Annotated in this window: 11 protein-coding genes; 6 read left to right on the plus strand and 5 right to left on the minus strand. The window is 38.9% G+C overall.

Annotated elements, in window-relative coordinates; genetic code table 11:
• Window positions 1-64 precede the first annotated feature (64 nt).
• The gene (locus AC04QZ_RS13300) at window positions 65-1,270 is read left to right on the plus strand and encodes an MFS transporter (protein ID WP_086548983.1); all 1,206 of its coding nucleotides are present in this window, start codon (window positions 65-67) and stop codon (window positions 1,268-1,270) included.
• A 493-nt stretch (window positions 1,271-1,763) separates the two neighbouring features.
• On the opposite strand, the gene AC04QZ_RS13305 is transcribed toward AC04QZ_RS13300, so the two are convergent.
• From AC04QZ_RS13305 to AC04QZ_RS13325, 5 genes are all read right to left on the minus strand, one after another.
• Entirely contained in the window at window positions 1,764-2,567 is an 804-nt protein-coding gene (locus tag AC04QZ_RS13305) for a hypothetical protein (RefSeq protein WP_086548984.1), read from the minus strand.
• 810 nt (window positions 2,568-3,377) lie between these two features.
• On the minus strand, window positions 3,378-6,572 hold the full coding sequence (locus AC04QZ_RS13310) for an efflux RND transporter permease subunit (protein ID WP_478358139.1): 3,195 nt from the start codon (window positions 6,570-6,572) through the stop codon (window positions 3,378-3,380).
• A 105-nt stretch (window positions 6,573-6,677) separates the two neighbouring features.
• Window positions 6,678-7,745: an efflux RND transporter periplasmic adaptor subunit gene (locus AC04QZ_RS13315; protein ID WP_478358140.1), complete on the minus strand. Its 1,068-nt coding sequence runs from the start codon at window positions 7,743-7,745 to the stop codon at window positions 6,678-6,680.
• Window positions 7,746-7,747: 2 nt separating this feature from the next.
• Window positions 7,748-9,088: a TolC family protein gene (locus AC04QZ_RS13320; RefSeq protein WP_478358141.1), complete on the minus strand. Its 1,341-nt coding sequence runs from the start codon at window positions 9,086-9,088 to the stop codon at window positions 7,748-7,750.
• Window positions 9,089-9,166: 78 nt separating this feature from the next.
• On the minus strand, window positions 9,167-9,778 hold the full coding sequence (locus AC04QZ_RS13325; RefSeq protein ID WP_086548988.1) for a TetR/AcrR family transcriptional regulator: 612 nt from the start codon (window positions 9,776-9,778) through the stop codon (window positions 9,167-9,169).
• A 167-nt stretch (window positions 9,779-9,945) separates the two neighbouring features.
• Between AC04QZ_RS13325 and AC04QZ_RS13330 the strand changes: the two genes are divergently transcribed.
• From AC04QZ_RS13330 to AC04QZ_RS13350, 5 genes are all read left to right on the plus strand, one after another.
• Window positions 9,946-10,389: a sterol desaturase family protein gene (locus tag AC04QZ_RS13330; RefSeq protein WP_478358142.1), complete on the plus strand. Its 444-nt coding sequence runs from the start codon at window positions 9,946-9,948 to the stop codon at window positions 10,387-10,389.
• Window positions 10,390-10,444: 55 nt separating this feature from the next.
• The gene (locus AC04QZ_RS13335) at window positions 10,445-11,116 is read left to right on the plus strand and encodes a hypothetical protein (protein WP_478358143.1); all 672 of its coding nucleotides are present in this window, start codon (window positions 10,445-10,447) and stop codon (window positions 11,114-11,116) included.
• 70 nt (window positions 11,117-11,186) lie between these two features.
• Window positions 11,187-11,633 carry a hypothetical protein gene (locus AC04QZ_RS13340; protein WP_086548992.1) on the plus strand — a complete coding sequence of 149 codons (447 nt, stop codon included), beginning with the start codon at window positions 11,187-11,189 and terminating at the stop codon, window positions 11,631-11,633.
• A gap of 41 nt (window positions 11,634-11,674) precedes the next feature.
• Window positions 11,675-12,691: a UDP-N-acetylmuramate dehydrogenase gene (gene murB, locus AC04QZ_RS13345; protein ID WP_478358144.1), complete on the plus strand. Its 1,017-nt coding sequence runs from the start codon at window positions 11,675-11,677 to the stop codon at window positions 12,689-12,691.
• A gap of 129 nt (window positions 12,692-12,820) precedes the next feature.
• Window positions 12,821-13,351 (plus strand): RNA polymerase sigma factor, encoded by a 531-nt coding sequence (locus tag AC04QZ_RS13350; RefSeq protein WP_029279781.1) that lies wholly within the window; start codon window positions 12,821-12,823, stop codon window positions 13,349-13,351.
• Window positions 13,352-13,785: the final 434 nt, after the last annotated feature.

Here is a 13,785-nt window from a genome sequence, read left to right on the forward strand (position 1 = left end):
CCTGTCGGTATTTCCAATAGATTTAAAGAACTTTGTAGTTCATTTTATAATTTAAAACATCACTTTGGAAGAAAGCAGGCAAGAACAGGGCATTTTAAGTAAACAAGAAGATAAACCTGTATTAGCGCAAAGCTCTCCAAAACAAGTACGTTTCGCCATATCTGCCTTTTATTTTATGCAAGGGGTCTGTTTTGCCAGCTGGGCCAGCAGGATACCAACTTTTAAGGCTTCGATGGGCCTGAACGATGCAGAATTAGGTTCTATTCTTTTTGCATTGCCCGCAGGACAGATTATTACAATGTTTTTTTCGGCAAAACTAACCACTCATTTTGGTAGTAAGAAAATGCTCGTGGCAACTGCACCGCTTTATGCAATTGCATTAACTTTTTTAGCACTTGCCACAACCGGTTGGCAGTTAGCTGCTTTTTTAGTGCTGTTTGGTATAACTGGTAACCTTTGTAACATCGCTTTAAATACGCAGGGTGTTGCAGGTGAGAATTATTATGGCAAACCGATTATGAGTTCTTTCCATGGGGCCTGGAGTATTGGTAACTTAACCGGGGCTTTAATTGCGCTCGGACTGGTTAATCTAAAATTAGGTATGTATAGCCATTTTTGGATTATTGCACTGTTATCCTTAAGCAATGTTGCCTTTAACCGGAAAAAGTTACTGAACTATAAAAAACCAGATGCCGTGGTAGAGAAGACCAAGTTTTTTACCATGCCGCAGGGTATTTTAGTGTTGCTGGGTGTTATTGCCTTTTGTAGCATGGCCACCGAAGGCACCATGTTCGATTGGAGCGCTATTTATTTCGAAGATGTGGTGAAATTACCGCATAATAAGGCCATTATTGGTTATGCATCTTTTATGTTTATGATGGCCAGCGGCAGGTTTTTAGGGGTGTTTTTAATCGGTAAATTCGGGCGGAAAAATCTCCTGCAAATTAGTGGTGCCATTATATCAATAGGGATGGCGCTTGCCGTCATATTTCCAAATATCATCGTCGCCATTTTTGGCTTTATGCTTATTGGTCTGGGTGTTTCGAGTATCGTGCCAATGGTATACAGCATAGCGGGTAATAATAAAAAAGTGCCCGCTGGTAAAGCCATCACCATGGTTTCGAGCATCGGTTATTTTGCATTTTTATTTGGCCCGCCATTAATAGGCTATGTATCGCAACTATCAAGCCTGCGTTATTCTTTTGGGATTATTTCTGTTTTTGGTTTGCTGATTACTTTCCTGATCACGAAAATAAAAGCGATAAATTAGGTGTTAATGAGGATAAGCAATAAGTGAAATATTCTTTCATTTGGTGCACAAACCCTTGTTCGTAAATTCAATTGGCGCGAACACGAAGTGCAACGGAGTAAAGCATAAAGCGGAACTTTCAGCCTTCAAGAACCACAGGCTAATCATTTCCTAATTTCAAAACCTACTTTTCGTTTGGAGCGCAATACCTGTACATCATAAAAAGTTTCTTCCCGTTTTACACTTTTACGCTTCGCTGCCTCGTTCCTCGTTGCTGCAGGGTAACGTTTCAACCGGGGCTAGGTGGCCAGGGCAGCATTTCATTTGTAGGGTAAAATGGAGCACAAACCTTTGTTCGTAAACCCGATTGGAGCGGACACGAAGTGCAACGGAGTAAAGCATAAAGCGGGACTTCCAGCCTCCAAGAACCACTGGCCAATCATTTCCTAATTTTAAAACACTGCTGTCATTTGAAACGCACTCATTGCTATGGAGTTCGCTTATTACTTGTGTTCTACTCTTTCTTCACCAATCCATGTTCTTTCAGGGCTGCAATAGCCAGCTCGATTAACCTTAAGTTTTCGTCCTGATGCCCATGCTGTACCTCTACATTAATATAAGGAATGTTATTTTGCATGGCATAAACCGAAAGTGAACCATCATTGGAAACAAATTTAGATTGAAGAATTACATTTACATTCGCCTTTTTTAAACTGCTGAATAACCTTGGCTCGGTGACGTACACAAGATCATCACCATCCATCTGGAAGTTGATATAAACAGAGTCGGCCGTGCTGGCTAAATCGTAACCGGGCAAATAAGAGGAAATACCAAAACCACCATCGGCATTGTTATGTAGTGTTAAAAAATAACCAGTCGCTTTTGGATTGTAAAAATCAACGATCTGTTTGCCCGCATTAAGGATTGCTTTTTCAACTTCGTTTGAGCTGAAAAGATCTTTTTTTAACCTTGTTTTTACGCCTACTTCAGTGTAAATGGCGTTGGGGTCTATACGATATTGATCATCCATATAGGTGAAATAATAGTCTCTAACGCTACCATACTGACTGTCGATGAGCTCGCCACCGCTCCAGCGGATGTAATCAAAACCTGCTTTCACACCAGTATCTTCATTGTCGTGAACAACTAAAAACTTAATGCCATTGGGTTTGTAACTGTACTTTACCAGTGTAATATTCAGATTTGCCACCTTAACGAATACCGAATCGGAAGTCATTGCAGGGAAAACTGGCGGGTGTTGTGCTTTAACCAGAAGGGTGGAACAGATGAGGAACAGGCTAAAAATGAATTTAAACATAATGCCTAATATACAATGTTGCTGCATAATTTGTTTGAAGACAACATTGTATAATTATCTGGGCATGAAAGGGTATTGGCATAGTAATATGTGAAAGGAGGATTTATACAATAAATATATAATTGTCATTTGAGCCTCCCGATAAATCCTATCGTGTGGACACATCTTTTGATTTAAGGTTTTTATAAATTTTGCTAACCAACATTAATAAAGTTCAGGCTTTGCCGAAGAACGTCGTCAATCCCAAGTGGCAGAAAAATCAAAAAAACAGTTGCAGAATAGAACAAATAGCACAACCAAACCTTAAACGCAGTGGTTTTGTGTTCCTAGTGCTGATTCTAAGAATTTAGGAGAATTGAACACAAAACGAAGTGCCGCTGTTTTTTTGATGAGCCTGGGACAGTGAGAAGCCACCTTGCCGGATTGACAAAGCGCTTTGGGTACTTTGGCGCTCCAAAGTATCATGCCCCGCGGCAGAGAGCGGAAAAAATTAATACTTGTGCGTAAACGGTAGTTCTTTTTGGGCCAGAATGTTTTTAATAGCAAAAAAGATGCTGAAACAAGTTCAGCAGGACGATCGCCTTAGATAAGGAACTAAAAAATCCAGTCAAAGAATAATGTGTTCATATAACAGGATAAATCGGTACAGGTAGTCGAAGGAACTTTTAATGATACACAAAGCGTTTCGACAAGCTCAACGTGACAAATTTTAATGGAATCAAAGTTTAAAATACAATCTACTCGTTGAAACTCCATAAAAAAGCCCCGATTTGGGGTCGGGGCTAAATTGATTGTTAATCTGGATGTTTATTAATGTCCGTGATCTAAATCGTATTCGTTAACATCTTTGTGATCATATGGTTCCACCATTAACTCATCGATGGTTTTTCCTTTTTTGTTGAAACCAAGGCGCTCGAACATTCTATCGAACATTAAGTACACTACCGGTACCACAATTAAGGTTAAGAATAATGAACTGGTTAATCCACCTACAATAACCCAGGCCAAACCATTTTTCCATTCGGCGCCTGCACCGCTTGCCAATGCAATTGGAAGCATACCGAATACCATGGCGATGGTGGTCATTAAGATTGGTCGTAAACGTGCGTGGTTAGCCAAAACAAGCGCTTCTTTGGTTTCTTTACCTTCAGCCTTTAAGTGGTTGGTAAAATCGACCAGGATAATCGCGTTTTTCGCTACCAGACCCATTAACATGATTAAACCTAAAATGGTGAAGATACCGATTGAGTTATTGGTTAAAGCTAAGGCTAACAATGCGCCGATTACCGCTAAAGGCAGCGAGAACATTACCACTAACGGATAGATAAAACTATCGTAGAGTGCAACCATAATCAAATAAACCAAAATGATCGAAGCCAGTAAAGCGATACCTAAAGTACCAAAACCTTCGCTCTGGTTCTCCTGGTCACCCGCCCAGCTATAACTTACGCCAATTGGGGCTTTAAGTTTGCCATTTTTTTGCAGCTCTTCTAGTTTCGCCTGGAACTCAGCAACCACGGTTCCTGTTGGTCTACCAATTGACTGGGCCTTAACGGATACCGAAGTAGATTTATTTAAACGCTCTAACTGACTCGGGCCTGAACCTTCAGTAATGGTTGCAAACTGTGATAACTTAATCTGTTTACCATCACTGTTTACAAAAATCAGGTTTCGAACGTCATCAATGTTCTGGCGGTTGAAGTTTTGATACTGAATATTGATATCGTACTCGTACTCACCTTTACGGTATTTACCATCGGTATTACCCGCAAAGGCCGTTTGCATGGTAGAACCTACGGTTTGTAAAGTTAGGCCAACAGCCGACATCTTATCGCGGTCTACCTGAACGTTAATCTCAGGAGTTCCTTTTTCTACCGATAATTTAATCTCTGTAGCACCCGGGATAGCGGCAAGTACTTTTTGCGCACCTTCAGCATATTTTAAGGCACTATCTAAATCAGAACCCATTACCACCAACTGGATTGGTGCGTTTTCTGCAATGCCCAAAATACTGATCGGAACGGTTTTTACTTTTGCCCCAATTAATTCTTTAGCCAAAGCACGGCTCATTTTTGTAGCGAAAATATCAGAAGAAACACCTTCACGCTGATCGCGTTCAACAAGCTTCACGTTGATCTCCGATTTATAAGCGGTAGCCTGTGTACCACCGAAATCACCGGTCGATTGTCCAACAGTAGTAATTAACTGTGTAATTTCTGGTTGTTTATCTAAGAAAGCTTCTGCTTTTTGCGTTAAGAAGTTGGTTTGCTCTAAAGAAGCATCTTTTGGTAACTCTAACTGCACCAGGAACTCCCCTTTATCTGATTTAGGGAAGAACTCCGATCCGATAAAACCGCCTACCAATAAACCGCATGAGCTAAAGAACATCACCACAACAATAATTAATGTTAAGGCTTTGTGGTTTAACGACCATGTTAAAATACTGGTAATCCAAAGGGTAAATTTCTTTAACTGTTTTTCAAACCAGAGTATGAAACGGCCGAACAGGTTTTTACCTTCAATGCGTTCTAACTTACCAAAACGAGAGAAGATCAATGGTACAATGGTAAATGAAGCCACTAATGAAAGTAGGGTAGCTATAATTACCACAATACAGAACTGACGTAGAATGTTCGAAACCAAACCTGTACTTACCGCAATAGGGAAGAACACCACCACAATTACGAAGGTAATGGATACCACCGTAAAACCGATCTCTCTTGTTGCATCAGATGCTGCCCTTACCTTGTTTTTACCCATTTCCATGTGTCGCTGGATATTTTCCAGTACCACAATCGCATCATCCACCAGGATACCTACCACGAGTGATAGTCCCAATAACGACATTAAGTTTAAGGTAAAACCGAATAAGCTGATTCCGATAAAGGTAGCGATTAATGAAACCGGAATCGATACCATTACAATTAACGCGTTACGTAAACTGTGCAGGAAGAAAAGCATTACGAAAGCCACCAGGATAACTGCCAGGATTAAATCGTGGATTACCGCATCAGCTGATTCTAAGGTAAAGATTGAACTATCGTTAACAATTCTGATGTCTAATTTATTTGCTGCGTATTCAGTTTTTAATTTGGCAATAATGGCATGTACACCTTTACTTACTTCTACCGCATTCGCATCACTTTGTTTAATGATCTGGATGGCAATAGATGCTTTACGATCGATACGTGCCAGTTTTTCGGTTTCTTTTTGCGAATCCTGAACGTCGGCCACATCACCTAAACGGATCTGTGCCCCATCTTTAGTGGTCGTTAAAACCAGATTTCTCAACTCTTCCATACTTCTGTATTTACCCGATAAACGGATCAATACATCCTGGTTTTGGGTTTTAACACTTCCTGTAGGGAAATCTAAGTTAGAGCTTAAAATTAATTGCTGTACCTGTGGAACAGAAAGGTTATAACCTTGTAATTTATCAGCATTTAACGAAACCTGAATTTCGCGTTCCGAACCACCAACCAGATTCACTTGTGCAATACCACTTACCCTCGAAATTACCGGCGCAATACGTTTATCAATTAAATCGTAAAAGGTAATATCATCCATATTGGCCGATGCCGACATGGTAATTACAGGTAAATCATCCAGAGAGAATTTACTCAGTGATGGCGTTTTTACATCCTCAGGCAGATCAGAAAGAATGGCATTTACCTTTCTTTGTGCATCATTTAAGGAAATATCGATGTTTGCTGCATCAGTTAAGGTGATGGTAACTGTAGATAAACTCTCAAACGATACAGAGTTTATTTTCTTGATGTTTTCCATCGATGATACCGCATCTTCAATCTTTTTGGTTACGGTATTTTCAACCTCATTTGGTGAAGCACCAGGGTAGATGGTCGAAATAGATACTACGTTGTTAGAGAATTTTGGAAGTAATTCATAACCCAACGAAAAGTAACTTAATAGCCCAAGCAGGGTCAGTGCGGTAAACACCACAATAACCAGCGAAGGCCTTTTTATAGATATATCTGTTATCTTCATTTTAATTAGTATTGCGTTTTGCGTAAATATTGGCCCTTCACTTCGACTCGCTCAGTGCAAACAAGCTCAGGGTGACAAACTGTAAACTGAAAACAGCCAACCGGACTATTTTACGATACTAACGGCAGTACCTTCAGTTAAGTTAATCTGTCCGCTGGTGATTACAGTTTCACCTTCTTTTAAGCCATCAAGAATTTCAACATTGTCTCCTAAAATACGGCCAGCTACCACATTGCGGGTTTTAGACGTATTGTTAGCTTTATCCAATACAAAAACCTGGTTGCTGCTTACACTACCTACAAATGATGTACGCGGAATAAGGATGCTTGGCGCCTGTTTAGGGAATTTAAATATGGCAGTTCCGTACATACCGGCTTTTAAAGTGTTTTTGTGACTGTTCTCTACTTCAATTTCGATCGGGAAGTTTAAAGTTGCATCGGCTTTGGCAGCGATGAAAGTTACTTTTCCGGAGAAATTATCCGTTGGGAAAACCGAAGATTTGATGTCGATCTGATCGCCGATTTTAAGATTGGCCACCTGCGATTCGTTCACGTTTACTTTCAGTTTTAATTTAGAAACATCAACCAATTCGAATAACTGTGTACCCTGGGTATTTACAAAGGCACCCACTTCGATATATCTTTTGTTTACGATGCCGTTAATAGGTGATTTAATGTTGGCATCACTTAATCTTCTTTGCGAAGCCTGTAAGCGAAGTTTTGCATTTCTTGTAGCCAGTTTAGCCTGATCCAACTGTTGTTGGGTAACACCACCAGTGGAGAATGAGCTTTGGTATCTGGCCTCATCTCTTACTGCATTCTGGTAGTTAGCCTCAGCAGTTTCTCTGTCAGTATTGATAATTTCGGCGTCAACACGGGCTAAAACCTGCCCTTTGCTTACGCGGTCACCCTCATCAACATAAATAGCCGTAACACGACCTGCATTTTCTGATAAGAAGTTAAGTTCTTGTTTAGGAATAAAGTTTCCATTTGCACTGAAATCTAAATTCACAGCTTTTCTCTCTACTTGAGCAACACGAACGGCAACAGCGCCACCACCTTTAGCAATGAAAGCAGTTTTTTCTTCGTTCTTCTTTTTATTGTTGCTTAAAACATAAGCTATTGCACCAAGGGCAACAACAACTACGATAATGATGGTAATTACTCTTTTCATTTCTATTGTACTAGCGATTTAATATTTCCGTTTGATTTTATTAATTGTATTTCGGCTATCTTGTAATTCAATAAAGCCTGTGTATAGCTGTTCTGTGCCGATGTAAGTGCATTTTCTGTATCCAGCAAATCGGTTAAAGAAGCTAAGCCATTGTTATAATTGTTCTGTGTGCTTTTGTAAATTTCCTGCGCTAAATCGGCATTTTTACGCTGCGATTTAATGGTGTTTAAATTGTTCCTTAGCTGGATCTTCGCATTTTCGTAAGCCAGGTTTAAAGCGTTTACAGACTCTCTTCTATCTTCTTTTGCCTTTTTAATATCAACATCTGCCTGGCGGATTTTTGAGCGGGTTAAAAAGCCATTAAAAATAGGCACCTTTAAAGTTAAACCAACCGCTGATGCACCATAGCCAATTGCAGCAGCATTCGATTTTAAGAAATCGAAGCTATCACTCTGACTCGAATAGGTGTAGTTTCCGGTTAAAGCCAGTGAGGGATAATACTCGGCTACATAAGCTTTTCTTTGGAGTGATAACAGTTTATCCTGATTGTTTAAAAGTTTAACCTCTGTTCGGTTTGCCAGATCGATAGAATCGGTAAATACAGGTAAAGTAGTTACTTCAGTTAACTCAGTAGCAGGCAGGTTAATTTGAGTAGCAACCGACATCCCCATCGAAAATTTCAATTGATTTTCCAATTGGGTAATGGCATTGATCACCTGCTCGCGCTGGGTGTTCAGGTTGGTTAGGTTTACCGTAATCCTGTCGACATCGATTTTTCTTGCTAAACCATTTTTATATTGGTTCGAAACAATTTTCTCTACAATCTTAACATTTTTGATGTTGGTATCGATTACGTTAAGTTGCTGTCTGTTTACCAAAACCTGATAATAATTATTGGCAACCAGTTCGATAATCTGTTCTTCTGTTAATTGCGAAGTAAGGTTATAATATTCCTCACTTGATCTGGCTGCCTGCAAGCCTGTAAAAACCTGTTGGTTAAACAATTGTTGCGATAGCTGAACACCAGCAGATGAATTCCAGTTCTGGCCTAATTTAATTGCCTGTGTTTGACCACCAAAGTTGGCAACCAATTGCCCAATAATAGGATTATAGGTTAACCCGGCAGTACCTGTAATTTGAGGCAAGGCTTGTGCCCTTACTTCCTCCACCTTGTATCTTCCGCCTTCAATATCCAGTTTCGCCTTACGAACCTTGTTATTGTTTTGGAGCGCATAGGTTAGCGCATCTTTTAAGGTAACTTGCTGCTGAGCAACTACCAGCTGCGGTAAAGCCGAGCCGATAATGAGTATGAGCATTAATTTTACCATTTTTACTCTAAGCATAATGTATTGTTTTTTGTTTTTGGGTTCTTATCTATTTAAAATTTGCGGCCCGTTTACCATTGTTTCGGTCGCCGTATTTCAGTCTGAACATCTTAAACCCCTCACAAATATGGTGGTGAGGTTTTTTTGCTTCAGTGTCATTTTATTTAGTGCTTTTTTATCGGGGAAAAGGTCTTTTCCGGTTTCCATAATACACATGGTGCATAGGCCCATCAAACTTTCCAGATAAAGTTCTGCAACATGTGCAGTATCATCGTGCTCAATTTCTCCCTTTCCTTTTGCCTGGCTAAAAATTTCAGCAAAGAAATCTTTTTCTGAGCTTTTTAGGGCTTGTAACTTGCCTTTAATCACATCGTCGTTCAATAAATCAGGTATGCCCTCCGTAATCCTTAACATGTAATACTTTTGAAAGAAAGTGTTTCTCACTTCTATCGTACTGAAAAGGATATCTTCTAAAGGCTGATCTGGATTATATTTCTTTTTGATCAACTCAAAGAAGTCGTTAAATACCCTTTCTATCACTCCAATAATTAAATGCTTCTTATCTGGGAAATAATAATAAAGCGATGGTTTGGAAACAGAAAGGTCTTCTGCTATATCGTTCATTGTGGTTTTACCAATACCAAAATGGATAAAGCGTTTTATAGCACCATCAATAATTTGCTCTCTCTTTTTATCGGCTACAATCATTTTACTTTTCTACTTTCTGACTTTTTTAATATTTTAGTCAAAAATAGTGCTAAAAAATGATTTGTTAGGAAAGGTTTGTTGAAAAGCGCATTAAGCTTACAATTTTATGACATAATTTTGCTTCTTCGTCTGTTTATATATCTTTACAAACCAATCATTTAGAAATCTTGTCTGTAATAATCAACATCTTTATTGTGCTGCTAACCATTGTTTCCATGGAGTGTTTATCATGGTTTATACACAAGTATTTATTCCATGGGCCGCTGTGGTTTATGCATAAAAGCCATCACCAGAAGGCAAAGTCATTTTTCGAATGGAACGATTTGTTTGCTGTTCTGTTTGCAGCGCTGTCCTTATTCTTAATGTATATAGATCGTGATCATTTCGGTAATAGATTTTTTATTGGTTTAGGCATTACTTTATATGGCCTGATTTATTTCGTCGTACACGATTGGTTTGTACACCGAAGGTTTAAAACTTTTAAAAGTAATAATACCTATTTGCAGGCGGTACGGAAAGCACATAAAATCCATCATAAAAACAGAGGTAAGGAAAAAGGAAAAGCTTTTGGGCTGCTGTTTGTAAGGAGTGGATTAATAAAAAATGATTAAAATATTTTTTTAACTAAATAATTAGTTTTATATTTATGTTATAACTATAAAGCTGATGAAAAACCTTATTTTTTGCCTGGTACTACTTTTCGCGGGCTCGCTGCATGCACAAACCATCAAATTCACAGTAGAGGGGGTGGTCCAAAATCCTAAAAGCGCAAAATTCGCTTACCTCGTCAGTATGGCACCAGTAGCCGGAAAAACTGATTTATTTTTGGTCAGGCCAATGGAGGGGAATCATTTTCAATTATCGGCTACATCTGATTTAGAAGGACAACTTTTAAGAAACGGGTTTATCTTTATCGATGAACGTGGCGATATTACTTTAGCTGAAGTAAAGGCCAAAATAAAACAAAAGGTTTGGTATGTGGGGGGCAGTGCTAATCTGAAAAGTATTTTTCTGGAAAATGTTAAGTTGGATATTGAAAACCCTTACAATTTGGAACCTGCGAAGATAATTAGTGGAGGGGTTTATCTTCAGCAAACCAAGGATGCCCAGCAGGCACTTAGAGATAGGACATTGTTAGCTTTCATTAAACAACATGCTGATTCGCCAGTAGCACTTACCAAAGTGGCCTGGGCTGTGAGTTATATCAATGTTCCAAGTTCTTTGAAAGGGCCTGATTTTGGTACCCCCGAAGAGTTATATGGGGCGCTTTCTACCCGTTTGAAGCAAAGTAAGGAGGGATTAGAGATTAAAGAGAAAATAGATAAGAAAAAAAAATAAAGCTTTCTATCAGGTTATATGCTCTTCGTTTTTTGGCAGGATGCTTGCTCTTTTTCGTTAAACCTATGCCATGAGAAAAATTTACTATGCCTTTGCCCTTTTATCGCTGCTTGCCATCACATCATGCGGAAAAAAGACTGATAGAGACCGTGCGGTTGCACTTGTCGAATCTAAATATGAAAATAGTCCTCAGGAATTGAATTTTGATGGCTCTAAATTGGATAGCCTTTATAATATTTCTCCTCAGGCTTATGCCGATAGCCTAAAAAAAGGAAATGAACTGGATATTACCTTAGCTGCTTTGGAGAGTCAAATCGAACATTTGAGTCAGGTTGAATCGGATAGTGTAGGATTGATTAGTGCGAAACTCACAAAAGAAAGATACCGCCTTTTAGATCTGGCCAAAATCAAACCCACTTTTATCGGCTGGACACTTTCTAATGTAGGTGTTGAAGGAGAGAAACCAGAAGTTTTAAGTTTTAATTTTGATAAGGGGATTACCAAAATCGTTCCTTAACTATTTTTTATTTTACTTTTGCAGCATAACACAAAATCAACATGCTTCAAATCCAGGAAAATATTTCGTTAAAACCCTATAATTCGTTTGGTATCGATGTTAAGGCCAGTTATTTCGCCGAAATAAGCGTTGAAGCAGATTTAATTAAATTGTTTAAGCAAGAGATCGTAAAATCTCAAAAACTTCTGATTATTGGCGGGGGAAGTAATGTATTGTTTACTCAGGATTATGACGGGTTAGTTGTTAAAATCAGCATTAAGGGTATTCAGTCTAACGTTATTGACGATAAGGTTTTGGTAACAGCCGGCGCCGGCGAAGTATGGAACGATTTTGTGAACTATTGTGTTGCCCATCATTTTGCAGGTGTAGAAAACTTAAGCCTCATCCCTGGTACGGTTGGTGCATCACCCATACAGAATATTGGTGCTTATGGGGTAGAGCTTAAAGATGTTTTCGAAAGCTGTACTGCATTTGAAATCAAAACCGGAAAAATCAAAACCTTTAGTTATGCTGATTGTCATTTCGGTTACCGCGAAAGTATTTTTAAGGGTGAGCTGAAAGGTCAGTATATTATTACGGCAGTTACTTTCCGTTTGTCGGCAGAAGCAAAAATTAATACTTCCTATGGTGCAATTGAAACCGAGCTGCTAAACAGGGGGATCGAAAAGCCAAATATTGCCGATGTTTCTGCCGCCGTATCGCACATCCGCGTAAGCAAATTGCCCGATCCATCTACTATTGGTAATGCCGGCAGTTTTTTTAAAAATCCGGTAATCGAAAAATACGAATTTGCCGATATTGTGGCCAAACACCCCGATGTGGTACACTATGCTACAGCTGATGATAAAATTAAACTGGCAGCAGGCTGGTTAATTGAACAATGTGGCTGGAAAGGTAAAGTAGTGGGCCAAACCGGTACCTGGAAAAACCAGGCTTTGGTTTTAGTTAACCACGGACAGGCAACTGGCACAGAAGTGTATAATTTTTCTGAACAGATTATAGACAGTGTAAAGTCTACTTTTGGAGTCACTTTAGAAAGAGAAGTAAATATTCTGTGACGAAAGCTCGTCCTCAGGTAGTTGCGCGCTTTTGGCCCCATGCCAGAAAATTTTGGTACTAAGTTTGTTTAGGTTTAAGCGAATGGACAATAACTCATTTGTTTTTTTAACTACCTAAAGCTAAATATCATGACAAAATTTGAATTCAATCATCTGGTTAATCATCACTCGGTATCGCTTAGATCTTATGCTTTAAATTTTACTAAAGACGCAGAAGACGCAAATGATTTGGTTCAGGATACCATGCTGAAAGCGATCACTTATTACAATAAGTTTAAAGAGGGTACGAATTTAAAAGGTTGGTTGTTTACCATCATGAAAAATACTTTCATTAACAACTATCGCCGACTGGTGAAAACCAATACTTTAATTACGCAGAGCGAGGATATTTCTTCTGCAAACCTTTCATATAGTGCAACTAAAAATCAGGCTGAAAGTAAATTTGTGCTTGGCGATATTGATAAAGCACTTTCACAATTACCAGAAGAGTATTATGTGCCTTTTATCCGTTATTTTGAAGGGTACAAATATCACGAAATTGCAGATATGTTAGCTATTCCGATTGGAACCGTAAAAACGCGTATCCACGTAGCACGAGGAATCCTTAAGAAATATCTAAAAACATATTCTAAAGAAATTGCCACATCAGAAGTGGCTTAAGATACATCCATCGAAAAACTAGAGGCTCAGATTTATCTGGGCCTTTTTTGTTTTCATTCCCACAAGAGACACGTCATCCCGAGAGATCCGTCTTGATAAATTTAGCTTCGCTGAGCACTACGTGAGTTTCGACTGTGTTGCACTCCGCTCGAAATGACGGTATAGGAAATATTTATACTTTTAAATCTTTCTGCTATTTGTATTGATGGTATATGATAAACCGAAACTAAGTGTGACGTTTGGACTCTAAAAAGGACATTACCAAAATGTTGTTAAAAGCAAAAGGCCTGAAAAATTCAGGCCTTATTTGCTTATCATATATTTGGTTAGTTGATTCTTATTTTTTCTTTCAACAATTCGCCTTCTCTCTTATTTCGAAACAAATGCAAACCCCGAACGATTATGTGTTTTGAAGCTTTTTTGCAGTGTTTTTG

It is taken from the genome of Pedobacter folensis, from assembly GCF_056490665.1.